The following is a 25,351-nucleotide window of genomic DNA, read 5'->3' on the forward strand; positions in this document are numbered from 1 at the left end:
GAAAAGGAGATTTTAATTATGACAAAATGGGTATGTAGTGTATGTGGTTATGTTTATGAAGGTGAGAAAGCTCCGGAAGCCTGTCCTGTATGTAAGGCACCGGCTGATAAATTCGTAAAGCAGGATGGCGAAATGTCATGGGCTGCTGAACACGTTGTAGGTGTTGCTCAGGGATCCAGCGAAGACATCATGGCTGATTTAAGAGCAAACTTCCAGGGTGAATGCTCTGAAGTTGGTATGTATCTTGCAATGGCAAGAGTTGCTCACAGAGAAGGATATCCGGAAATCGGTTTATACTATGAAAAAGCAGCTTATGAAGAAGCAGAACATGCTGCTAAATTCGCTGAATTATTAGGTGAAGTTGTAACAGACAGCACAAAGAAAAACCTTCAGATGCGTGTAGAAGCCGAGAACGGTGCTACAGCTGGTAAAACAGACCTTGCTAAACGTGCAAAAGCTGCTAACCTTGACGCTATCCATGATACAGTTCATGAAATGGCAAGAGATGAAGCAAGACACGGAAAAGCATTCGCAGGTCTTCTTAAGAGATACTTCGGAGAATAATTCTATCGGAAAATCGCATAAAATAAACCTTTTAAAGGGAGAACCATTGAGGTTCTCCCTTTTTTATCCGTTCGTATTTTCATCATTGGAAGCTTAACTGGATTTCGCCTGAAGTCTGGCAACCTGATCTGTCAGAGCATTCATCCTAACCTCATTAATCATAATCCTGTTCATCCAGGTAGCCGATACATCCATCTTATTAATAAGATTCAGATGATTCTCTGCAAGGATAGAAATATTCTTATCCGTTATGTTCTCCAAATGCAGTTTGATATCTGCAAAGTTATTTCTGGTCTCTTCCTCAAAACGCTTCTGACTTTCTTCCATTCGGTTCATCTGGCTTTCGAATTTATCCATTCGACTTTCGAATTTATCCATTCGCGTCCCAAATCCTCTGACCTCTGTCAAAACAGCTTCCAGTATTTGTCTGTCTGTCACCACTTTCACCTCCTCTGTAGCCCGTATCGTTCTTTTGTATGTGATTGATTATATCACATACATAAAAATATGTCTATAAAAATCTATAAACATTAGAGTGTATTTGGAAAATGCGTTACTGTTCACTCCGTTCGCAGTAACACACTTCGCGATGCACAGAATTTATGCTGATCGCATAAATTCGCGCGGTATGTCTCGGGTTTTCTGTGATCTTTGCTCACAAAAAACACCTCGCGGGATATTACCAGTGAACAGTAACGAAAATGCTCCCCACAAGATGTGCGTCACAATTTGTGGGAGATTTTATTTATTATTATCATTCATCTTCGCCTCAATCGCCGCACCAACCCTGTTATAAACAGTCACAGCATCCTGAATATGCGGAATCGTATTTCCATCTGCTCCTGAAGCACCTGCGGAAACAAAGATATATTCCCTGCCCTCAATCTCCGCAAAACTCACCAGACAGTGCCCTGCCTCACTGGTATAGCCGGTCTTGCCACCGAGGATTTTTCCACCTGTGACTGTCGGATCAGACAGATTTTTAAACATTGTACTGTAGTAAGTAATTCCATCCGGGTGGATATTTGTAACTCCGGTAGAATGTCTGGAGGTCTCCACAATCTCACGAAACGTATCATTCTTAATGCAATACTTCATCAAAACAGCAATATCCTTAACCGTACTGTAATGATCCGGGTTATGCAGTCCTGTAGAGTCACAGAAATGGGTATTCTCCATTCCAAGCTTCCTTGCTTTCTTATTCATCAGCTCCGCAAAATCCGCCTCTGAACCACTGATTGTATCTGCCAGCGCAATACAGCACTCTGCCCCCGAAGGCAGCATCGCACCATAGAGAAGATCAATCACCCGAACCTCTTCCCCCGGCTGAAAACCTGCCTGTGTAGCATCCTGCTCATACAATCCGGAGAACATCTCATCCGTCAGAGTAATCTTCTCATCCAGATCATCAAAATTCTCAATCCCCAGTATCACAGTCATAATCTTCGTCATAGAAGCCGGATAAATCTGAGCCTCCCCGTTAATCTCACCCAGAATCTTACCTCCCCTGGCCTGCATCAGGATTGCATTCGGACTGTTGATACCACTGATATCCACTTCCTTCAGAACCGGCTGCTCAAACTGCTCAAACCACTCCTTCACGCCCTTATTCCATCCGATCATGATAACCAGCGCACAGATAATGATCACCTCAACAAACACACAAGCCACAATCCTGCCCCGGTATCTCCACGCATAACTTCTTCCACCGCTCTTTTTCTGTCTCCTGCCAGCCACAATAACGCCTCCTGTCTGCCTCTATAACATTACTCAGAAAAAATATATCTAACAAATCTCTAATTCATCCCCCTACTATAACACACCCTTACCAAATCCTGTAATCTTCCATTCCTGCACACCCATATATTGCATCTTTCTCCCTATATCCAATACCTTTCCGTTTTCCCCCGCCTGCGAAACCATTGTACAGCGCAGGAAAATATCTGTTTTCTGATACATCTACAGGAGGTGTAGCAATACTTAGCTTCCGGGAATTTGCGTTATGCTGGAAAAATTCACTGTCTGAGCGAAGCGAGTTTGAATTTTTCCGGCATGGTTTTAGCAAATTTCCGGAAGCTTAGTATTCCTGCCTCCGCAGCCGTATCAGAAAACAAATATTTTCCTGTGCGTCCCCATACCCGCCACCCCCAAAAAGAAACGCAAAAAGACCCCCGGAGCATCTCCGAGAGTCTTAAATTGCTAAAATCTATTATGCTAATTTCATCGGGTTGATCTTCACACCAGGTCCCATTGTCGGAGTAATAACAACGCTCTTTAAATACTGACCTTTCAGTGTGCTTGGTCTAGCCTTAACGATAGCATCGATCAGCGTCTGGAAGTTGTCGCTTAACTGTTCCTCTGTAAAGGATGCTTTACCAACCGGAACATGAATGATGTTGGTTTTATCAAGACGGTACTCAATCTTACCTGCTTTGATATCGTGAACTGCTTTAGTAACGTCCATTGTTACTGTACCAGCTTTCGGGTTTGGCATTAAACCTTTCGGTCCAAGTACACGACCAAGACGACCTACAACGCCCATCATATCTGGAGTTGCAACAACAACGTCAAAGTCTAACCATCCTTCGTTCTGGATCTTCGGAATAAGATCCTCAGCTCCTACGAATTCAGCACCTGCTGCTTTTGCTTCTTCAGCTTTAGCATCTTTAGCGAATACTAAAACACGAACTTTTTTACCAGTACCATGTGGCAGAACTACTGCACCACGGATCTGCTGGTCTGCATGACGTCCATCGCAGCCTGTACGGATATGAACTTCGATAGTTTCGTCAAATTTAGCAACTGCAGCTTTTTTAACTAAGCTGATAGCTTCTGCGGTATCATATAATGTAGCGCGGTCTACTGCTTTAGCAGCTTCCACGTATTTCTTTCCTCGTTTCATTTCTATAACCTCCTGTGGTATTTGCGGGGAACGCCCTCCCACTTACTATTTAATATTAAAATTAATCAACTACTTCGATTCCCATACTTCTTGCAGTACCAGCAATCATGCTCATAGCTGCTTCGAGGGATGCTGCATTTAAGTCTTTCATCTTAAGTTCAGCGATTTCCTGAACCTGAGCTTTAGTAACCTTAGCAACTTTTGTCTTGTTCGGTACGCCGGAACCTGATTTGATCTTAGCAGCTTTCTTAAGAAGAACTGCAGCCGGCGGAGTTTTGGTTATGAAGCTGAAACTTCTGTCTGCATAAACAGTGATAACTACAGGAATGATTAAGTCTCCCTGATCTGCTGTTCTTGCATTGAACTCTTTTGTGAACTGAACGATATTTACACCGTGCTGTCCAAGAGCTGGACCTACAGGTGGTGCTGGAGTTGCTTTACCAGCCGGAATCTGTAATTTGATATATCCTGTTACTTTCTTTGCCATTTTTCGGCACCTCCTATGTGGTATTGGCGGGGGTTTATGGTCCCTCCCACGATATTGTTACCTTTGCTTGTTACATCTGTTTGATTTCTGCGAAACTAATTTCTACCGGCGTTTCGCGGCCGAAAAGTTCAACATTGATCGTTGCTGTCTGTTTCTGCACATTAAGGGCAGTGATAACACCAACGGTATCTTTCCAGGCACCGCCTGTGACAACAACTGTATCACCCTCTGCGAAATCGACCTGAATTTCCTCTTTCTTGATACCAAGAGGAAGCATCTCTTCCTCGGTCAACGGTACCGGCTTGGACCCTGGTCCAACGAAGCCTGTCACACCTCTGGTGTTACGGACAACATACCATGTATCGTCATTCATAACCATGTTGAGAAGTACATAGCCAGGAAACATTTTCTTCTGAACCTGTTTCAGAGCCCCGTTTTTCAGCTCAGCCACTTCCTGCAGCGGAACACGAACTTCAAGGATCTGGTCTTCCAGGTGTCTGTTTTCGATGGTTTTTTCAATATCGACTTTTACTTTGTTCTCATACCCGGAATAAGTATGAACAACATACCATTTCGCTTCTGACATACAATCACCTTATCCTTATTTCATTAAAAGATTAATGCCTTCGAGAATAAATGAATCCATGACGCTGATCAGTACGCAAAGCACGATCGACACGCAAACTACCACGATAGTCTGCTTAATCAGTTCATTGCGGTCTGTCCAGACAATCTTCCTGAATTCTGACTGAAGTCCCTGAAACCAACTCTTCTTCTGGCTCTTGCCAGCAGATTTTTCATTTCCTTGCATAGCCTGACCTCACAATTCTCTGTGAGTAACTGTTTCGTCCAGTTACCTTGGATTACTTTGTTTCCTTATGCAGAGTGTGTTTGCGGCAGAACTTACAATATTTCTGAGTTTCCATTCTCTCAGGATGGTTCTTTTTCTCCTTAGTCATATTGTAGTTACGCTGCTTGCACTCGGTACATGCTAATGTAATCTTAACGCGCACAACTTCCACCTCCAGTGTTTTCATTTGCATGGTCATTTTCCTCATGCCTGACGATGTATCCGTCATCTTTTCGGGCATAAAAAAAAGACCTAACTTCCATGTCGCTTGTCAAGTTTATCACACATAGCATGCCTAAGTCAAGTCTTTTCTTATTATTTATGCCTATATTTCATCGCATATTTTTTACAGGAACTTCCCTAGTACATCGTTTTCGAAATAACTATACCACTCACTTGTCTGCGAATCCGATTGCACAGGTCTAAAAGCCTCAGCGTAGCCCGCTACGCCTGCGTTTTTATACCAGCACACTCGAATCCGCATCCTACGCGATTGGTATAGTTATTTACGAAACGCTGTACTAGTCTGCCTTTACCCGGTCGGCTTTGTCTGAAATATGATAGGAACCCTTGAAGGTACGTTTCACCTGATACAGACATCCGTCTGCCTCCTCATACAGTTCCTGGAAAGTGATATCTCTTCCATCTGAGAAAACAATCCCCATAGATGCGGAGATCATTACCTCCAGGTTTTCTTTCACATAATCAATATGCAGCTTCGCAGAAAGTACACGCAGACTCTCCTCCGCCACTTCCCTGGTCATATCCGGCAGAAATACCACAAACTCATCACCGCCCAGACGACAGACGATGTCCTGAGCCCTGCAATGCTTCTTCATGATCAGGACAACCTCGCAGAGAGCCCTGTCTCCCCACATATGTCCCATGACATCATTGAGCGTTTTGAAATTATCCAGATCCACAATAGCAAAAGTATTTACACATCCCGGATGAAGTTCCTGCACAAGCATCCGGTTTATGGCAGATGTGCCCGCTGCCCTGTTCATGGCACCTGTCAGAAGATCCGTCCTTGCCTCCTTCTGAAGCTTGAGCATATCATTCTCCATATCCGTAACATCCTCGATACTGCCGACCATACGGGACACTTTTCCCGATTCATCGTACAGATTCGTAGTCTTGACCTGCAGATACCGCATACGTCCTCCTGCCCACACCTTCACCTTCTGTGAATGCAAAGCTTCAGCAGAATCTGCCCTGGCGAATATATCCCTGATTACAGAACAGGTTTCCGGATTAATCTCCCTGATTTTCCGAAGCAGAACCGGTACGCTGAGTTCCGACTGATCCAGTCCCAGATTCTGATATTTGTCATTCAGAAACTGTATCTGCTCTGTTTCCACATCATAAGTAAAAACACACAGGTCACTCTCCCTTGCTGTGATGCGGTAAGTTTCCTCATTCAGCATAAGCTGACGGTTCAGATTGCGGATAGCGATTCTGTCCTCACGCCGGAAATACAGATAAACTCCAGTAACTGCTATAAGACTCAGGATGATCACCAGAGTAATCACAAATACCCATATCCGGTATCTGAGTCCTGCCTGATGAATATACCTGTTATCAGCCATTGTTACCGCAAACAGCTTCGTACCGTCCACAGGTGCCGCAGTCACCATATAATCTCCATCTTCATCTGAAATCGCAAAGTAATATTGGAATCCACTGTCCATCTGGGACTTAATATCGGAAATCGGCAGACTCAGTTCACGCCCCTCCAGCCAGGTCAGGAAATCATTACCAAAAGTGTCATTGCCGCCATCAGACACAATATATTTTCCATGATTATCCATCACAAAAAGCCCTGCATATCCTTTTCTACGGTCTGCCTTTCCATATACGTCCAGACTGCTGCACGGAAGCGTCCCACAGAGCACTCCCTTAATCTGCTGTGCCTCATTTTTGACAGGTACTGACAATATCACTCCATCTGCATAGGAATATCCATTTTCTGCCAGACCCCTGTTACCTAACATAGCCATCAGGAAGTATTCTTTCAGGGAATAAGCCTGTCCGTCCTGCACGCAGCGGCCATCCTCACTGATAATCTTCAGCGAATCAAACTCCTCTGTGTGACGGTGAAATTTCTCCCTCAGCATCTCCTCTGGCTGTACTTCATCTAAAGGCATATCACTGATATAATCTGCCGCACACTCCAGAAGATCATAGTACATATCAATCCGGCTTCCGACAAGTGCTGCATTCTGCTCTGTCCATTCCAGAAGAGAATCTCTGGCTCTGGAATTCTCTGTTTTCATCACAAAACTATTAAAATAAAATAAGGCAGCTGTAATGATAATCACTGCGATCAGTCCTGCCATAAACAGAACCCGCTTTCGCTTCTTTTTATCATCTGTGCCGTTCTTATCATCAAATCTTTTCATACGCAGCTCTCCCCCGCTCTCGCTCTGCTTATGGTAAAGTCATATACTGCCAGTCCTTTCTACAGGCTGGCAGTTATGTCTTGTATTTCATTATATGGACCTGTGGAGAGATTGTCAAACAGAAGAAATACTCTTCTTTTGTCAAAAGCAAATGTAATGTTGGGAAAAATGACTATAAATCTGAATCTCAGGTGGCAGATGATGATAAGATTGTTACATTTACAAACTGAAAAACAACCGAAACACCAGAAACCGAAGTTTCTGCCAGAAAAATCTGTCGGGGATTCTTTTTTTAACTTTATCAGAAGTAATCATACCCACCATGAATGTCCACAATACTTCCATTCATGTAGTTATTGGTAAGTATACTGTACGCCATATCTGCCACGTCTTTGATCTCACCGAATCTGTGCAGTGCAATCTTTCGGTTGATGCGTTCGTAGCTTTCCGGTGTGCGGTTCTCATGCCAGGGCGTCTGGATGAAACCGGGGGCAATGGCATTGACTGTGATGCCTTTTGGCTCAAATTCCTTTACCAGCGATTTGGTAAGGAAGTGGATGGCAGCCTTGGTCACGCCGTATACCAAAGAGGAGGAGTATGCCTGCTGCCCTGCATAGGAACCCATGAAGAGTACTCTTCCGCCTTCTGTCATAACAGGCATAAATTCTTTGATCATAAATACAGGTACAGACAGGTTGGTATTTACGATCTTATTCCATTCCTCGAAAGTGTAATCCTGAAATTTATCGTAAGTGCTGATTCCCGCATTGCTGATCAGCCAGTCTACATGTCCTGCTTTCTCTTTTACTTCTCCGACGAAATTCATCATATCGTCATAGGAAGACATGTCCGCTTTCAGAATAATAAGCTTCTCCTGGTCTTCCGGTTTCAGGCTGTCCCAGAATTCATTGGCTTTATATGCATTGTGAGCGTAAGTGGCAAAGATCAGATCATCTTCTGCTGAGTTTGCCAGTATCTTCTCCACAATACCGCGTCCGATTCCGGAGGTGCCGCCTGTGATCACTGTTACCTTGCTCATTTTGTATTCCCTCTTTTTATTCATCTATAATACAGACAGATCTGTTCTCTGTCATGCGGGAGTCTCCCCACTTCCATAAAACAGACTGCCTGCAAAAAAATTCCTTCTATATTATATATTCCACATTACCGAAATATATTCTTCACTCCTACAATTCCATCAGTCTGTCATAAACTTCCTTCGGTGCATATGGCTGCTGATTATGGATCGGTTCACCCAGACAGGTCTTGGGATATGCAAAAGTTCCATGCTCCAGCATAACTTCCAGAAGTTTCGGGCCTTCCCCTTCCAGAAATTCCGGTGCTTCTTCTCTGACTGCATCGCAGAGCATTCTCAGTGCGGGAATGCCGTAAGCCTTTGCCACCTCTGCGAAATTACAGGAAGCAAAACCGCAGCCGTCTGTGGTTCCTGCGAACAAGCAGTCAAAATAATCTCTCTGCAGGTGACGGATCATGCCAAGTGCTTCATTATTCATAACCATGATCTTAACAGGAAGATTCTCTCTCTTCACCCACTCCAGTTCCTGGATATTCATCTGGAGTGCACCATCTCCACAAATACAGGCAGTTGGTTTTCCTGTTGCATAATAGGCTCCTATTGCAGCCGGAAGTCCATAGCCCATAGCGCCATGACCGCCGGAGAAAAGAAGCTTCTGTCCTTCATGATTCTTGAATGACTGGTAACTCCATACCATATGCTGTCCTACATCCACTGCGATCGCGGAGGTATCCTCCAGCATATCACTGAGGTCTGCGATCATACGGTTCGGATATCTTTCTGGTGTGGCATCATCAACTGCCTGAAGATTTTCTTTAATCTCTGTGCAGACATTCAACCAGTCACTTACACCCTCTATATCAGGATCATCCACTTTTGCAAGACAATCAATCACTGCTCCTGTCTCTGCCTGAAGCTTTACCTCATTCTCACCATTCTCATGGATATCTCTCTGAAGATTGTATGGATCAATATCTATACGTATGATCTTTGCACCTCTGGCAAATTCATGTACTTTGGTTCCGATCTGTCTGGTACACAAAGAAATGCCAAAACAGAGAAGCAGATCGCTTTTTGCATTGGCGATCATATTTGCATAACGGTGTCCATAGGCACCGCCGATACACCCGAAATTCAGCGGATGGTCGTATCCCAGAACTGATTTCGCCAGAACGCTGGTGATGATCGGAATCTGTCTCTTCTGTGCAAAGCGGATCAGTTTCTGCTGGCTGAAGCTGCTGTCCACGCCATGGCCCAGCATGATCACCGGACGTTTTGCCTGTTCCAGTGCTTCCAGAATCGTATCTGCCGCCTGCTGTGCTGCAGCTGCATCTGTATGTTTGTCCTCAAAAGTCATGTCATAGACCGGATTCTCCACTTCACTTCTCTGGATATTCATGGGAAGATCGATGAGCACCGGTCCTCTGCGTCCTGTGGTTGCAATATGGTATGCTTTATTTAATTCCTCCACAATGTCCTCAGGGTTTCGTATCTGGACAGCATATTTGGTGATCGGTTTCGCCATTGCCACAATATCTGTCTCCTGAAATCCCTGCTGACGCAGCCCCTTAATCCCTGAATACTCATAAGTGTTCAGCTGTCCTGTGAGAAAGATCACAGGCAGGGAATCATAATAGGCATCTGCCACACCACTCAGAAGGTTGATGGCTCCCGGTCCGCTGGTAGCATAGGCGCAGGCACATTCTTCCTTCGCCTGTGCGTATCCGCAGGCTGCGAAAGCTGCCCCCTGTTCATTGTAACCGGAATGATTCTCTGTCTCCGGATTTCTCTCAATGGAGTCTACCAGATGTGCGATCATGGTTCCCTGATAGCCGAAGAAATGGCGGATTCCTTTTTTCTGCAAAAACGTAACAATATAATCTGAAAGTTTCATGTTCCCTCCCGTCAGATCAGCGTGCCGATCTTACTTCTCTGTACTGTCTTTCCTGTTTTCTCCAGTACGTCTACATAAATGTCAAAAATCTCTTCGTCCTCTGCAAAGAGTTCATTCTTCTGCAGACTCTTCTGCATCATCTTGAAATAGGGACGAAATACCCTCTCAAGTGTCATATAATCTTCATTCTTATACAAGTTCTTAATGTAGTCTTTCTGCTTCTCATAGGAAACACTCAGATTCATGCGCTCCCCACAGAACTCTACATAATCCCAGCATTCATTGAAGTAGTCTTTGTGCCGCCTGCTTCTGGCAAGTTTGCGGGCATTTTTCATTCGCTCTTTACAGTATTTCTCAAAGTTTCCGGATTCTTTCCAGAACTGTGTATAGCTTACTCTCGCACTGACCACCAACGCAATGGGTGTCACATAGCGGGGTTCCTTTGCATCTTTATAATTCTTTCCATAGCTTATGGTAAGATACTCTGCGGTTTTTGCCGGAACCTGGAGTTCTGCACCTTCTAGAGTGACACGTTTACTCTGCGCAAAAATTTCTGCAGGGAAAACGGTAGTCTGTTTTCTTCTTTTGAGGATATATTTATTTGCTCCGGGCTGCTGGCAGGATCTGACAAGTCTGTCATACAAATGTGCAGCCTGTCCCTGGCGCCCGGTTATCATGCACTGCAGCCGCATAATTGTACGGTTCACCCTGCTCCTGAAATTTCTATCTGCATAGTTGATATGACAGAGCTCTGTCCATGCATTCTCATCTCTGGATAATCTGCGTTCTGCTTTTACAGAAGCTGCCGGCGTTCTGAGCGGAAAAATATTGACTCCTATTCCCGGGAATGCGTAGTCTCTGGTGTTGTCCAGATTCAGGCACAGAGTATCTGTATTGGTGTATCTCAGATAAAATCCTGAGAACCATTTGTGGCTCTTCATGGATTCCAGCGCTCTCTTTTCCCTTGGATCTTCATCCACAGCCAGACGGAACCGTTCCATATCCGCTGTTTTCATCAGCACAACTCCAAACATGGGATTCTGTGGGAAAGGATGCCCTTCCACTGCGCAGAGTGTCAGTCGTGGAGAGAGGTAATATTCTATTTTATTCCGGCGGCATATTTCATCGATTTCCTGTAATAATGATAAAATCACCTTTTGTTTTTTGTTCAACTCTTTACTCCATTTCTATTGATGTCACTTAACAGTTACAGTCTGCACGATCTTCTTAATATCTTCAATACTTTCATATTTATCAAGCCATTTATCAAGCACAACTGTAATATCCGTCTTCTTTCCAAAGCTTTTCGCCTGTCTGCTGCCATCGTTCAGATCATTGATAAAAATACGGTACAGCTCTGTTCTTACATAAGAAGGCATCTCATATTCCAGTGCTTTCCTATAATTTGCAAAAGCCTCCCTGGTCTGTCCCTGTTTCATCCTGACATCACCCACCAGCTTATAAGCGCAGGCTTTCTCTTCTCTGCGGAACTGACGGTTTCGTACCTGTTCTGCAAGCCACTCCAGTTCGCTCTCCTCACCTGTACAGATGATCTGGGTGCGCAGTTCTGCAAGCTCATCGGAATACCCCAGCCGCTTCCATGCTCTTGTAAGAGCTTTCCTGTACATCTTATGTTCTTCTGAAACTTTAACCTGTATATCCGCCGGCGCTTTAACTTCTTCAGTTTCTGCTGACGGATCTGATACTTTTTTATTCACATCATCAGCCGATGTTTCATCTGATGTTCTATCTGATTTTATCTGTTTTCTGCTTTTTCCCGGATTTTTCTCCACACTGACTGGCGTGATCATCTGTGTGCCGATCACAGCCCGGATTTCACCGATTTCTTTCTCTATCTCGCTCTGCGTACGTGCACACACTGTTTTTGCCAGATATAATGCTCCCTGGATATCATCATCCTCAGGTATCAGACGACTCCACAGCTCCATCAATGCGAGAGCCTCCTTCTTGTTGTGGTTTGCAATAAGCTCTTCACAGCTTTTCAGGATTTCAGATTTGTATCCTCTGAAGAATCTGTCCATCTCCATCCATACAATTCCGTTAGTTGTCTTATTCTTTACCTGAAGATAAAGCTCTGCCGCTTTCTGCATCTCGCCATCCATCCAGAGGATATCTGCCTTATATTTCAGGAAATAACCATCCTCAGGAAACATTTTAAGAGCCTTATCAAGAAAACGTTCTGCTTCGATCCGGTTCTCTCCCGCATCCTCCATCAGGAACCTGCACTTAAATTTCATAAATCCCGGATGTCCCGGATATTTCTTCAGAAGCTCATTGACGATCTGTTCTGCCTCCTTTATCCGATGGAATTCATAATGATCCGCAGCTTTCCTGAAAAACTCAATATCTTCTTTCAGTCCCTCCATCTCAGGACTCAGATGGTCAAGCTGCTGACGGACCTGCATCATCCGATATGCCTTTGACACACGTTCTGTATAAAACAGAGTAAGCATTGCCGCATAGAATACATCGTCAGGTATCTCCACAAGTGTTGGATGATAAAAAGCATAAATGTTGGTATAGTCTTCTCTTCCGATAAAGTCAGCACTAAGCTGATTCTTATAATAAGAGCCAAAAAGTGCACTCAGCTTACGGAAAGATCTGCTTTCCACCAGCTCACTGATCTTAAGTCCTGATTCATCGATTGCTCTCTGCAGGTCCAGTGCAACAGCGCGGGCTTTCATTGCAAGCCCATCCTGGCGGACCTTATGGCTTTTTTTCGCAATGCACATATTATAGAACTTTCGGAACACACTGTCCCAGCGCAATCTTTCCTTATTGATCTTCGGCATGTATTCTTCACGTAGCTCCTGATAAGGAAGATCATCTACACACACTGCTACATGACCCTCCCTCTTATCATGAGGAGGCATATATGACCACTCGTCTCCATAATGCCAGATCAGATAGTCACTGCACTTATTTGGGATCATTGCCTTTTTTCCCTCAAAGATGCCATCCTTTACAGGGAACATCATATCCTTATCAAAAAGAAATGGGCAGCCGCCCCAACGCATGGCATAACGGTCACATTCCTCTTCTTTATAAGAGAACATGATCTTCTCAAGCTTTGCCAGTGTTCTTTTTTTACCAAGAAAAATATAAGAAAGAAGATACTTCAGATACATGGATGCAGGTATCTCCCAGCGGTCACTGTAACCTACGGAAATATTGATAAGATCTGAGTAGATCATCATGTGTGTTCTATATTTCTCGTATTCTTTGTCGTCAGCCGGAACAGGATCCAGTGTAAGAATGTCTATGATTTCTCCGCCACAGTCCTTCCCGATAATCTGGCTCTTATGGATGGCACAGGTATTGGTGGATGCGTAGCGCGGAAATGAATTTGTATAGTTTCTGTCCACCTCCGAACACTGTATCTCTCTGTCAGGCGGGAGTTCTGTTTTGCATATCTCTATGAATTTCTCCCAGTCCGGACGTGGCATATAAAGGTCTACATCATCATCCCAGGGAACAAATCCCTCATGTCTGAGAGCTCCGATCAGGGAGCCTCCTGCCAGCACGTATCTGAGGTTATGTTCTCTGCAGATTTCATCAACCTCCCTGAAAAGCTTCAGGAGGTATTTCTGTTTCTCCGTCATGAATTGTCCTTTCTGTTGATTGTTTCCAAAATTTCTATTATTCTTACCGACTCATCATAGAAAAGCCGGGTACATTCTGTCCGTTTGTCTCTGATCATAATCATCAGCTCCTGCAGCAGATAGCGGAAACCATTTCCCTCGAAGTTAAAGCTGTACCTTTTCAGAAATTCTTTTCCTGAAATATTGGCTTCAAAGTATCCGGTGTTCCACCAGTCATTAGGGATAGTTACCCTGCCGTTGCTTCCGATGATCACAAGTTCATTCTCAATGTCAACCGTTGTTCCGATCTCAATAGTCGCCAGTGCACCGGCGTATTTCATGGAAATCATATCATATACAAAACGGCCTTCCTGATTGCGGACCGCATTGGTGTTGATATCCTGGCATTTTTTTCCCAGCAGTTTCAGTACTGCGCAGATAGCTGTGCAGACCGTCTCATTAAAAGTCCTGCCGCCCTCGAAATCATCCTGGGAGATTGCACATTTGACACTTACCAGATCTCCCACCAGGTTACTGTGTACCAGCCATACCAGCTGATTAAACGCCCGTAGGTAGACCAGTGTGGTCCGTTCAATGAGAACCACATTGTTCTCCCTTGCCACCTGAAACAGGTAGCGCAGTTTCTCTGAGGAAAGTGTCATGGGCGAATCACTGATCACATATTTTCCTTTTTTCAGCGCTCGCTCAATATATTCTGCTCTCCGGTTCAGCGATGTCTTGATATAAACAATATCTACATCTGCCAGAAATTCATCATAGCTGCTCCAGCAGGAACCTAACTCATATTTATCACAGAATCTCTGTGCAGTCTCGTGATCCTCGCTGAATACACGTTCCACATGAACTCCGCTGACATATTTGGATTCCTCCACAAAATCATTATCCCGGATGTCATCCGTCACGATTCCCATATTAAAGATAACACCTTCACTGCGAAGCTTTGTACTGGAAATATTCTTGGTCCTTTCCAGATAAACTACATCACAGTAGTTCTTAAGGTAATCGAATTTCCCTCTCCAGTCAGATCCTACCACCAGGACATCAATATCATACTTAATGATGTCATTGACCTTCTGTCCCTGATATTCTTCAATGATGATCTCATCTGCCAGCCCCGTCCTTCGCACATTCTCGATTCTCTTAATGAGGCTGTCCCGCACATTGAGTTTGCCCCGCTCAATGTCAAAGCTCTCACTTGTGACACCTACGATCAGATAATCACCAAGTGCTTTTGCTCTTTTGATAATATTGTAGTGGCCTTTATGAAAAAGATCAAAAGTGCCATATGTGATTACTCTCTTCATTCTTTCGTCATAACTCCCCTGAAAAAAATATTCTTATTTTGCCGAACAGTTTTCCTGCTCCATACGTTACTGTTCACTCCGTTCACAGTAACCTCCATACGATAGATACTTTGATTATATCATACTTCCCAACTTCCGTCACCTGTCCGTTACAAAAATGTTAAATTCGCATTAACTTTACAAAAAGAAGAGTTTTGAAATACTGTTTTTGTATCTCAAAACTCTTCCTTTGTGTTTATGGTTCTTTATTGTCGTCCATCGTTCTGGTAGTAGCTTCCAGTTCCTGGATCAGGTCTTCCAGCGAAAGCTCCTCTTCCCCTTTGATCAGTTCATCAGGGATATCATCCAGATTATCTTCTTCAATCTCCAGCTCCATGCCGGCCACATTGCTGAAGCCTTCATGACTGTCGGAAGAAGTATGATCCGGTGTATCCTCGTCCATATTTACTTTCTCCACATGTTCGTCCTGCTCACTCTCTGAATCAAGCGTTGCCGCAAGCTCTGCGATGGCTTTCTTTCTTCTGAGAAGTTCATATTCATCATATTCGCTGTCATACTCTTCTTCCAGACCTTCATCTCTGACTGTCTTATCCTTCTTGATCAGGATAAATGCGATCAGATTCAGAACACCCGTATAGAGCAGATCCACAGGCAGACTTCCCAGTACAAGTACAAATACCAGTGATACTCCCAGAAGCACCCATACATTGTTCATTGCCGGAAGCATCAGGATATATAAACCATTCATAATGATCATGATCGGATAATGGAAGAAATAAATTCCCATTGTATGTCGTCCCACATAGGTGAGTGGCAGTTTGATGTCCGGCACTAACGCAAGCATCGTATAGACAACTACGAAAGATACCAGATACATCAGCAGTCTGAGGATCACTCCCTGAGGATCCGTCAGGCCACAGAGCTGATATCCATGATTACCTCGGAAAATAGCAATTCCCATTTCATTTGGGATCATATAATTCGGTATCGCCCACAAAAGGACTCCGGAGATTGCCACCAGGATCCATTTTCCCTTAAATTTACGGATTGCTGTGATATATTCACTCTTCCAGAGATACCCCGCAACAAAGAACGGGAAAAATACCACGATTCTTGATGATGACAGGAATGTGGTAAATTCCGGTCTGGTTCCTGCCCATAATGCGAACAGGATACTGAGCGGAACAATAAATCTGATCTTACCCAGGGCCTCAATGGTAAGGCGGTAAATAAACAGTGCCAGTATATACCACATGACACTTCCGGTAGGACGCAGTATCTCATAATCTACGGATCTGCCCAGCCATATCTGTGAATACCAGGTTAAGGTATATCCCAGAACATAAGGGATCAGCAGGTTCTTAAAATTCTTCAGCACATTCTGAGGTTTCTTTGACAGATATCCTGAAATAAAAACAAATGCAGGCATGTGAAAAATCGTAATCGCATACCACACATATCTCACTACAGTGTCTACCTTTACAAGGTTAAATGCAATAATATGGTTAAATACTACCAGAAAGATAAGCAAAACTTTAATGTTATCGATCAGGCAGGAGTACGGCACCGCCGCTCTCTCTTTTTTTATTTTCATGTTTAAGTACTATCCTCTAATCATATTTCTGACTTCTGCTGTGTGAACATACAACCCCATTCTGCCAGATTCTTCAGATGACCGGCAGACAAAAAACGCACAGCAATGTAACGGGCAATTAACCGCAAAGTCATATTTACTGCAACAAGCATAACATATTTTTACGATTTATGGAATAGAAACTTAACATTTCGGTCAATGGAAATATTTTGTTACTGTTCACACACCACTATCCCGCGAGGTGTTTTGGCATGAATATGCCAAAATCCCGAGACATACAAGCTAAAATTCCATTGCCGCAGGCAATCTGGAATGAATTTTGGCTACGTTACTGTGAACGAAGTGAACAGTAGCAATATTTCCATATTCCATGTACAGCATAAGAACAGAAAAAAATACAGCTTCTGATCCTGCCGTAACCGGCGTATCTGTAGACATTGTAAGTCATGGCTGCTGATTTCAGTTTGTTTCTGGATTTGCCGCCTTCGCTGAGACGATATTTCAGATAGGGTTTGTTGATTCCGGCAGCACAGCCGTATTTTCTCAGGATTTTCAGCCAGGTGATATAATCCTCATGGCTGTCGTCATGCTCCATGGGAAATTCACGCGCCACATCCCTTCTGAGTATTACCGAAGAACAGTTGATGCTGTTATGTTTCAGAAGTTCTCTGTAGGTGATCTTCTCTTTTACAGGGATTGTCCGTCCTGTACTGCTTCCGTCCGCTTTCATCAGTTCCCGCCCTGTAGAACACAGCACGTATCCTGTCTCTTCCAGACGTTTCAGCTGTTCTTTCAGCTTGCCTGACTCCCACCAGTCATCTGCATCCAGAAAAGCAATGTAGGTTCCCTGTGCCAGCCCGACTCCTCTGTTTCTGGAGCCTGCAGCTCCCATATTCTGTTCATTCTTAATATACCGAAAGTCCTCTCTGCCCTCATAGGCAGACAGGACTTCCTCTGTATGGTCTGTAGAACCGTCATCGATCACCAGAAGTTCCAGCGAAACTCCCTGTTCATAGACGGATTCCACAGCCTTTCTAATATATTTTTCTCCGTTGTAAACCGGCATGATCACAGATACCAGCGGTTTATTCATTGTCATTCCTCCGTTTTATTCTCTGACACTCCGGCGTTTTTCCCGGAATACTTCAACGCATTTACCTGTCTGTCATCTACTCCCTCAGATACTTCTTTCTGGAAAAAGATTTTAACTGTCATAAAGATCAGCTTGATATCCAGCAGGAAGGAATAATTCTCAATATAAAACAGATCCAGCTTTAATTTGTCATAAGGAGTTGTATTATACTTACCGTAGACCTGCGCATATCCGGTAAGACCTGCTTTAACTTTCAGACGATAATAGAATTCCGGAAGCTCTTTCTCATACTCAAGCATGATACTTTCACGTTCCGGACGCGGACCTACCAGAGACATATCTCCCTTAAATACATTGAAAAGCTGAGGAAGCTCGTCCAGATGAAGATTTCTCAGCACATGACCTACCGGTGTGATACGGGAATCATGCTTGGATGCCAGTCTTGCACCGTTTTTCTCCGAATCTACGCACATACTGCGGAATTTACAGATCTTAAAGGGCTTTCCACCCAATGTCAGACGGTCCTGAAAATAAAACACCGGACCTCTGTCGTATGCTTTTACCGCAATCGCTATGATCAGCATGATCGGTGAAGTGATTATAATGCCGATCCCTGAGATCAGAATATCCATAACTCTCTTTGCAGCACGCTGGTCTACTGCCAGTCCCATATTTCTGGATACCAGAAGCGGTGTGTCAAAAAGATGGATGCGTTCACTTCCCATAAGAATGATGTCCGAAATCTTCGGACTCACATAGCATCGGACAGAATGTGCAAAACAGTATTTCAGATAACGGTTTCTCTCTGTTGAATGCAGATCCCAGATGATCACGCCGTCATAATCCTGCATCATCTGATGGATTTTTTCTTCTCCCACACTGATGTGTACCTTGCCGCTGATGTCATATTTATCCTTTCGGGAATTCATCTTATGGATCAGGTCGTCCCCCGGATCCCGGTCACCGTAAATGACCAGAAGCCGGCGTGCGCGGTAAAGTCCGGAATAGATATACCTTGAACCAAATATCCAGATAATGATCAGCACCAGCTGTATTCCTGTCATCTCGATCATAGGCCATACGCTCAGGAACCATCTGTTGATCAGGGTGATCTCCAGATATTCCACCACATTGGTACACAAAAGTGCCAGTGTCAGCGAATAAAATACATCAATCCTCTTAAGATATCCAACCTTAAGTCCTCCGTACAATTTGGCAAACAGGGCAAACATCAGACCGTAGATTGCGATCAGTACCCAGTTACCTTTGCGCCAGAAAGGCTCGTCAATCTGTCCTCTGTAAACGGAATACCACACCCATGCAAAGACCGCCGCCTGTGCCAGAACCACCAGACTCGCCAGACAAAATACGATAAATCGTTTATAATCTTCTCTTTTACTCACGTGATAACCTCTGTTTCTCTGTAACTGTTCAGTATTTTCACAGTTACGCGTTTCTTCTATAAATTCCTACCTATTATAACGTAAGAACTATTATACGTCCACCCGTTTCACTTAAATTTGTGAACAAATGTTACTGTTCACACAGCATTATTCCGCGAGGTGTTTTGGCATGAATATGCCAAAATCCCGAGACATACAGGCCAAAATTCCATTGCCGCAGGCAATCTGGAATGAATTTTGGTACGTTATAAGCATAATTTACAAATATCTTTAATCCCCCGTCATGCGATTCGTCTCGATATTTGTATATAATGTATAATTTTTCGTCGATTTTACTTAGTTTGTAGCAAAGTTTTTACATATTTTTTTCAGAAACCTATGGAAAAATGTCAGGAGAAAATGTATAATAATACATAACAAATGAAAGCGAGGGTTCACTATTATGAAACAAAATAGTATGTTGGCCATGATCCTGGCCGGCGGTCGTGGCAGCCGTCTGCATGATCTTACCAATAAAGTGGCAAAGCCGGCCGTTTCATACGGCGGTAAATATCGTATCGTAGACTTTCCTTTAAGCAACTGCGCCAACAGTGGCGTTGATGTTGTAGGTGTACTTACACAGTATGAATCTATCCAGCTGAACAGTTATGTGGCAGCCGGCGGTCGCTGGGGTCTTGATGCTAAAAACAGCGGTGTTTACGTTCTTCCTCCACGTGAGAAAGCAGATGAGAATCTGAATGTATATCGCGGAACTGCAGATGCAATCTCCCAGAATATTGATTTCATTGATAAATTTGATCCTGAATACGTTCTTGTTCTTTCCGGTGACCATATTTATAAAATGAACTATGACAAGATGCTTGCAGCCCACAAAGAAGCAAAGGCAGATGCAACCATCGCAGTTATCGGAGTTCCGATGAAAGAGGCAAGCCGTTTTGGTATCATGAATACTGATGAATCCGGACGTATCGTAGAATTCGAAGAGAAACCTGAGCATCCGAAGAGCAACCTTGCATCCATGGGTATCTATATCTTCACCTGGAAACTCCTCCGCAAGATGCTGATGGCTGATATCAAGAATCCGGATTCCAGCCATGACTTCGGTAAGGATATCATCCCTACTATGCTTAACGATAACAGAACTCTTTATGCATATAAATTTGAAGGATACTGGAAAGATGTTGGTACCATCGACTCTCTCTGGGAAGCAAACATGGATCTGTTAAGTTCCAAGAATGAACTGGATCTGGGTGATCCGTCATGGAAGATTTATACAGAAGATGTTACCGCACTTCCACAGTACATCAGCGCAGAAGCAGATGTTAAAGATGCATATATCACACAGGGCTGTGTTGTTCAGGGCGAAGTTAAGCATTCCGTTCTCTTTACAGGTGTTAAGATTGGTGCAGGTGCCAGAATTATCGACAGTGTACTGATGCCGGGTGTTGTTGTAGAAGAAGGTGCCGTTGTTCAGCGTGCACTTGTAGCTGACGGTGTCCGCATCGGTAAAGGTGCAGTTGTCGGTACTGCAGACAGTGAGCATATTGAGCTTGTAGCGAAACGCGTAAAGGGGGCAGAATAATATGTATAAGGCATTTGGAATCGTAAGCTCTTCCGGGAGAAATATTTATGTAGATGGTATGCAGGATTATCGCCCAATCGGTGCGTTTTCTTTCCTTGGCAGATACAGAGTCATTGACTTCCCTATCTCCAATATGACCAACAGCGACATTGACCGTATTCAGGTCTATATCAATAATAAACCCCGTTCTGTTGTAGAACATCTTGGAACAGGACGTCATTACAATATCAACTCCAAGAGCGGCAAACTTCAGCTTCTCTTCTCAGAGCACAATAATGACAATGATATTTACAATACTGATATCTCCTGCTATCTGGACAACATGGAATCCCTCAGCAGAATGAATCATCCGTATGTTGTCATTGCCCCGAGCTATATGGTTTATTCAATTGATTTTAACCAGTTTTTACATACACACGTTGAGTCCGGTGCAGATGTTACTCTCCTTTATCACGCTGTTGATAATGCAAAAGAGGCTTATCTTACCTGTAATGTTCTGGGACTGAACCGCCAGAAAGGTGTGGAATCCATCGAACCGAATCATGGTAATAAAAAGAATCAGTATGTTTATATGGATACCTGTGTTATGAAAACAGAGCTTTTCATCAGCCTGATCAAAGAAGCCAAGAATCTTTCTTCCATGTATACACTGGCAGACATCCTGAATGATAAATGCGAAACTCTGGACATCCGCGGCGTTGCACACAAGGGATTCTTTGCAAGCATTACAGACTTCCCAAGTTACTATGCTGCAAACATGGCTCTCCTTAATTACAAGTCAGCTCAGGAACTTTTCCATGATAACTGGCCAATCTATACACGTACCAATGATTCCTGCCCGACTCAGTATTTCAATACTGCAGATGTGAAGAATTCCGTAATCTCCAACGGCTGCCAGATTGAAGGTACTGTTGAGAATTCCGTAATCGGTCGTGGATGCGTCATTAAAAAAGGTGCTGTTGTAAGAAACAGTGTTGTTCTCGCTGAAGCTACTGTAGGTGAGGGTGTTCACGTAGAGAATGAAGTAGTCGACAAATGGGCGAAACTCGTTCATAAAAAAGAAATCGTTTCCCCGACTGAACAGCCTGGTTATATCAGAAGAAATGATACTCTGTAATTAATGATTAATTAGATTAAATGCAAAGCCCCCCGGAAGCGGTCACTTCCGGAGGGCTTTGTTTGTGTTTACTTAAATTTCACAAACTCTTCACATTTTCCTCTTGCATTTCATTTTTAGCGTGTTATAATACAGCTGTAACAAAGATAAAGAACAAACAACTGAATACTCAAAAATACTTAACACCACCTGGAGCATTTCGGATGCTCATAAATTAAAGATAGTGTCAAGCGTGTCACCTCAGCTGTAAAATGGAGGAAAAGTCAAATGAATACTTTAAAAGCTGAAAAAAGAACAATGGACACAAAGGCCAAAAGATTAAGAAGAGAAGGCTACGTTACAGGTAACGTATTTGGCAGAGAAATGGAAGGTTCTCTTCCTGTTAAAATCGAGAAATCTGCTGTCGAGAAACTTCTCAAGACAAATAACAAAGGAAGCCAGATTATGCTGGATGTAGATGGTCAGTCATATGACGTACTGATCAAAGAGATCCAGTTCAATCCGTTAAAAGGACAGGTGGATGAAATAGATTTCCAGGCACTGGTAAGCAACGAGAAAGTACATTCCGTAGCAGAGATCGTACTTGTAAACCACGACAAGCTGGAAGCCGGTGTATTACAGCAGCATCTGGAAGAAATCTCCTTCAGAGCTCTCCCATCAGCACTGGTAGACAAAATTATGGTAGATGTCGGTGACATGAAAGTCGGCGACGTAATCAAAGTCAAAGACCTCGCCATCGCCCAGGACAAAGATGTAGACTTAAAGACAGACCTTGAAGCTGCAGTTGTATCCGTAGCCGCCGTTCACGTAGACCCGGCTCTGGAAGCTGAAGAAGAGGCTGCTGCCGAAGAAGAAGCTAAATAACATAATATCTCTTTTAACATTTATTCAGGTACGCTCAAGCGTACCTGAATTTTTTTATCAAAACATCTCCCTCCACAAATAATTGACCTTTCCAGATATCTGCACTATTCTGTTCCCGTACTATTCTTTCTCTTGCTCCTGCTCCAGCAGCCTGAATGACAATTCCAGATAAAAAATCTCCTCCGGATCATCCAGCTCAGACTGCAGGATTTCCTTAATCCTGTCCAGCCTGTAAAGAAACGTACTGCGGTGGATAAACAATTCCCTTGCCGCCTGGGTTGCACTGAGATGCTGCTCCAGATACACTCTCAATGTCTCCATGTACTGAGTCTGATTCTCCTCATCATGCTTCTTCAATTCCAGCAGCCCTTCATGACAGATCATTGTTCCCGGCAGTCTTCTTGTTGCCTGTTCCAGAATATAAGTCAATGCCACCTGACCGAAATAATGAATCCACAGATAAGGCTTCTTACGGCTTCCTACATCCAAAGCCGTCTTCGCCTGCACATACTGCCGTCTCAGATTCATATGTCCTGTCATCACCCTGCTGTATCCGGCTTTCAGATAAGTATCCCTGATAAAATAAACCAGTTTTCCGGCCACTTCCTCCTGGCTTTTTCCAAGTCTGGTAAGGTCAAAAAATGCCACAATTTCATCCTGATAAAGAAAACTCACAGAATCCTCAAATTTCTTCTTAATATATCGGCAGATTGCCTTTGTGGAAAGATTCTGCTGATTCAGATAGGTAATCTGCAGGATCAGGCACATATATTCATGATTTCCACTCCATCCCAGTTCACTCAGTTCTCTGCTCACCTGCATATAATCCGCAGTTCTGTCCGACAAAATCCTGACAAAAATCTGCTCCATATCCCTGTCCGGATCTTCTTCCTCCGCTTCATGCGCAAGCAAATACTCCAGTTTCTCCACCAGAATATCCAGTACACAGATAACTCTCAGTGTAATCTCTGATCTGCACTCAGTCAAAACCAGCCTGTGAGTTGCTTTCCCATCCACAAACAGATTTCTGTTCATCGAACGACATCCACTGATGTAAGCCGGAAACATCACATATTCATGCGTATCTGCCATATCTCGATAAGTCTCATTCTGCAAAAGTGCATTTACATATTCCATATTCAACCCGTCATCTGTATACAGCCGCGCCCTCGGCGGCAGATACTCGCTTCCCGCTTCCGCCACAAAGGTAAAATCCAGTCCTGTTACAGTCATCGGATTCTGCAGAAATTCCGATGTCACCTGCAAAAGCCTGTCCATTCCGGCATGTTCTAACATCAGATCATGAATCTTCCGTTCCCATTCATCAGCCGCATCAAAAATCTCCTGCACATCATTCATAAATTCTGCTATTTCTTTCAGACTATCAAGTGCAATATGAATATACGGAATCTGCTGAAACTCTTCTGATGCAGCATCAATTTTCTCTCTCCCACAAAATACCCAGAGTATATTTTCAGCAGTCAGAACTGCCGATTCCCACTCTTTGTCATATCTCTGTACCACATAAACATGCCCATGTCGAAATGTTTCTTTTTTTTCATAACACAAAAAGGGGCGCAGATATCCGTCTGAACCGGATAAAGTTCCCCTTTCCGTAATTTCATATTTCTCTTTTATTTTTTCATATAAATAAACTGATGACAGCTGCAAGTCTACAATCCTCCTGTCACATAATTGAAGCACCTATTTTACCAGTCAATTCTATAGCAATTTAACTCACACTATGTCTTTCTCATACGCACCTGTCAGCCCGGTTCTCACACAATAAACGTCTTCGCAACTTCCACAGCCTCAATACAGTTCTCTGTATAGGCATCTGCTCCCATATTCTTCGCCAGCTGCTCCGTTACTGCACCTCCACCAACCATAATCTTAAATTTATGCTTATTGCTGCTTCGTTTCAGAGACTTCACCACCTGCTCCATCTCCGGGATTGAAGTACTCAGAAGCGAGGAGATACACACGATCGACACATCAGGATTCTGCTTCACTGCACGCAGAAACTGCTTCTCAGAAATATCCACTCCCAGATCGATCACCTTAAATCCGGCACTACGAAACATGATCGCAACCAGATTCTTACCTACATCATGCAGATCACCTTCCACCGTTCCAAGGATTACAGTTCCGATATTCCTCCTGCCAAACTGCGAGTCCTGTTCCTCCAACAATTCAAAACCCTTGCGCACACTTCGGGCTGCTGCCAGAATTTTAATAATATCCGCACCATTGGATTTGTAATTCTCCCCCACTGTTCGCATAGCCGGAGTCATGGCCTCTTCCACAATCCGCCCTGCAGGAATATGCTGCTTCAATGCCTCCCTCACCAGCTTCTCTGTCTCCCCCGGATGTCCGTCTTCAATTGTTTTTCTTAACTGTTCCAGTACTGTCATATCCTCAAGCCACCCTTAATACCTTCTGCCAAAAATCCCCCGCCCTGCGGCGAAGGATTTTTTGTTTTTTCAAACACGCTCTGCGCTTTCAATATCTGTATTTTATCATAGCTCACTGTTATTTACAACGAAAACTGACTTACCTGATTCGGCTAAAATGTTATTCCGTTATTGTTCACACACCTCTGTCCCGCGAGGTATTTTGGCATGAATATGCCAAAA

Annotated in this window: 23 protein-coding genes; 4 read left to right on the forward strand and 19 right to left on the reverse strand. The window is 43.7% G+C overall.

Features of this window, described 5'->3' with window-relative positions; all coding sequences use genetic code 11:
* Positions 1–18 precede the first annotated feature (18 nt).
* Entirely contained in the window at positions 19–564 is a 546-nt protein-coding gene (locus ACESZG_RS15910; protein WP_008705373.1) for an NADH peroxidase, read from the forward strand.
* 93 nt (positions 565–657) lie between these two features.
* On the opposite strand, the gene ACESZG_RS15915 is transcribed toward ACESZG_RS15910, so the two are convergent.
* The 17 genes from ACESZG_RS15915 to ACESZG_RS15995 all read right to left on the reverse strand — a co-directional run bounded on the left by ACESZG_RS15915 (position 658) and on the right by ACESZG_RS15995 (position 19,152).
* Entirely contained in the window at positions 658–1,002 is a 345-nt protein-coding gene (locus tag ACESZG_RS15915) for a hypothetical protein (RefSeq protein ID WP_227194455.1), read from the reverse strand.
* 241 nt (positions 1,003–1,243) lie between these two features.
* A complete protein-coding gene (locus ACESZG_RS15920) occupies positions 1,244–1,309 on the reverse strand; it encodes a DUF6783 domain-containing protein (RefSeq protein ID WP_349826297.1) in 66 nt (21 codons plus the stop codon).
* Complete coding sequence (locus ACESZG_RS15925; protein WP_373218723.1) at positions 1,306–2,301, reverse strand: D-alanyl-D-alanine carboxypeptidase family protein; 996 nt, start codon at positions 2,299–2,301, stop codon at positions 1,306–1,308. The genes ACESZG_RS15920 and ACESZG_RS15925 overlap by 4 nt, the downstream gene beginning before the upstream one ends.
* Positions 2,302–2,773: 472 nt before the next feature.
* Positions 2,774–3,466 (reverse strand): 50S ribosomal protein L1, encoded by a 693-nt coding sequence (gene rplA / locus ACESZG_RS15930; RefSeq protein WP_055200248.1) that lies wholly within the window; start codon positions 3,464–3,466, stop codon positions 2,774–2,776.
* A gap of 61 nt (positions 3,467–3,527) precedes the next feature.
* Positions 3,528–3,953, reverse strand: coding sequence for a 50S ribosomal protein L11 (gene rplK, locus ACESZG_RS15935; RefSeq protein ID WP_008705378.1), 426 nt, complete (start codon positions 3,951–3,953; stop codon positions 3,528–3,530).
* Between the two features lie 70 nt (positions 3,954–4,023).
* The gene (nusG, locus tag ACESZG_RS15940; protein WP_008705379.1) at positions 4,024–4,539 is read right to left on the reverse strand and encodes a transcription termination/antitermination protein NusG; all 516 of its coding nucleotides are present in this window, start codon (positions 4,537–4,539) and stop codon (positions 4,024–4,026) included.
* Positions 4,540–4,554: 15 nt separating this feature from the next.
* The gene (secE, locus tag ACESZG_RS15945) at positions 4,555–4,764 is read right to left on the reverse strand and encodes a preprotein translocase subunit SecE (protein ID WP_008705380.1); all 210 of its coding nucleotides are present in this window, start codon (positions 4,762–4,764) and stop codon (positions 4,555–4,557) included.
* Between the two features lie 52 nt (positions 4,765–4,816).
* Entirely contained in the window at positions 4,817–4,966 is a 150-nt protein-coding gene (rpmG, locus tag ACESZG_RS15950; RefSeq protein WP_025578252.1) for a 50S ribosomal protein L33, read from the reverse strand.
* Positions 4,967–5,324: 358 nt separating this feature from the next.
* Positions 5,325–7,205 carry a diguanylate cyclase gene (locus ACESZG_RS15955; RefSeq protein ID WP_368210488.1) on the reverse strand — a complete coding sequence of 627 codons (1,881 nt, stop codon included), beginning with the start codon at positions 7,203–7,205 and terminating at the stop codon, positions 5,325–5,327.
* Positions 7,206–7,506: 301 nt separating this feature from the next.
* On the reverse strand, positions 7,507–8,244 hold the full coding sequence (locus ACESZG_RS15960) for an SDR family NAD(P)-dependent oxidoreductase (protein WP_055200253.1): 738 nt from the start codon (positions 8,242–8,244) through the stop codon (positions 7,507–7,509).
* A 148-nt stretch (positions 8,245–8,392) separates the two neighbouring features.
* Positions 8,393–10,135: a thiamine pyrophosphate-binding protein gene (locus ACESZG_RS15965; RefSeq protein WP_195980957.1), complete on the reverse strand. Its 1,743-nt coding sequence runs from the start codon at positions 10,133–10,135 to the stop codon at positions 8,393–8,395.
* Positions 10,136–10,146: 11 nt separating this feature from the next.
* Complete coding sequence (locus tag ACESZG_RS15970; RefSeq protein WP_008705386.1) at positions 10,147–11,307, reverse strand: LicD family protein; 1,161 nt, start codon at positions 11,305–11,307, stop codon at positions 10,147–10,149.
* Positions 11,308–11,331: 24 nt separating this feature from the next.
* Complete coding sequence (locus ACESZG_RS15975) at positions 11,332–13,758, reverse strand: LicD family protein (RefSeq protein WP_227219266.1); 2,427 nt, start codon at positions 13,756–13,758, stop codon at positions 11,332–11,334.
* Positions 13,755–15,062: an adenylyltransferase/cytidyltransferase family protein gene (locus ACESZG_RS15980; protein WP_008705390.1), complete on the reverse strand. Its 1,308-nt coding sequence runs from the start codon at positions 15,060–15,062 to the stop codon at positions 13,755–13,757. Before ACESZG_RS15980 ends, ACESZG_RS15975 begins: the two co-directional genes overlap by 4 nt.
* Before the next feature lie 235 nt (positions 15,063–15,297).
* Positions 15,298–16,656: an acyltransferase family protein gene (locus ACESZG_RS15985; RefSeq protein ID WP_055060165.1), complete on the reverse strand. Its 1,359-nt coding sequence runs from the start codon at positions 16,654–16,656 to the stop codon at positions 15,298–15,300.
* A gap of 328 nt (positions 16,657–16,984) precedes the next feature.
* Entirely contained in the window at positions 16,985–17,749 is a 765-nt protein-coding gene (locus ACESZG_RS15990; RefSeq protein WP_020993233.1) for a glycosyltransferase family 2 protein, read from the reverse strand.
* Positions 17,750–17,751: 2 nt separating this feature from the next.
* Positions 17,752–19,152, reverse strand: coding sequence for an exopolysaccharide biosynthesis polyprenyl glycosylphosphotransferase (locus ACESZG_RS15995; protein ID WP_008705394.1), 1,401 nt, complete (start codon positions 19,150–19,152; stop codon positions 17,752–17,754).
* Between the two features lie 442 nt (positions 19,153–19,594).
* Between ACESZG_RS15995 and ACESZG_RS16000 the strand changes: the two genes are divergently transcribed.
* The 3 genes from ACESZG_RS16000 (at position 19,595) to ACESZG_RS16010 (ending at position 22,715) form a co-directional block, all read left to right on the forward strand.
* The gene (locus ACESZG_RS16000; RefSeq protein WP_008705396.1) at positions 19,595–20,734 is read left to right on the forward strand and encodes a glucose-1-phosphate adenylyltransferase; all 1,140 of its coding nucleotides are present in this window, start codon (positions 19,595–19,597) and stop codon (positions 20,732–20,734) included.
* Between the two features lies 1 nt (position 20,735).
* Positions 20,736–21,851: a glucose-1-phosphate adenylyltransferase subunit GlgD gene (gene glgD / locus ACESZG_RS16005; RefSeq protein ID WP_173704665.1), complete on the forward strand. Its 1,116-nt coding sequence runs from the start codon at positions 20,736–20,738 to the stop codon at positions 21,849–21,851.
* Positions 21,852–22,118: 267 nt separating this feature from the next.
* On the forward strand, positions 22,119–22,715 hold the full coding sequence (locus ACESZG_RS16010; protein ID WP_008705400.1) for a 50S ribosomal protein L25: 597 nt from the start codon (positions 22,119–22,121) through the stop codon (positions 22,713–22,715).
* 120 nt (positions 22,716–22,835) lie between these two features.
* On the opposite strand, the gene ACESZG_RS16015 is transcribed toward ACESZG_RS16010, so the two are convergent.
* Positions 22,836–24,386: a CdaR family transcriptional regulator gene (locus ACESZG_RS16015; RefSeq protein ID WP_022380245.1), complete on the reverse strand. Its 1,551-nt coding sequence runs from the start codon at positions 24,384–24,386 to the stop codon at positions 22,836–22,838.
* Between the two features lie 107 nt (positions 24,387–24,493).
* Positions 24,494–25,129: a B12-binding domain-containing protein gene (locus tag ACESZG_RS16020; protein ID WP_008705404.1), complete on the reverse strand. Its 636-nt coding sequence runs from the start codon at positions 25,127–25,129 to the stop codon at positions 24,494–24,496.
* Between the last annotated feature and the right edge of the window lie 222 nt (positions 25,130–25,351).

It is taken from the genome of Blautia sp. Marseille-P2398, assembly GCF_964240315.1.
Classification (GTDB): Bacteria; Bacillota; Clostridia; order Lachnospirales; family Lachnospiraceae; genus Blautia_A; species Blautia_A wexlerae.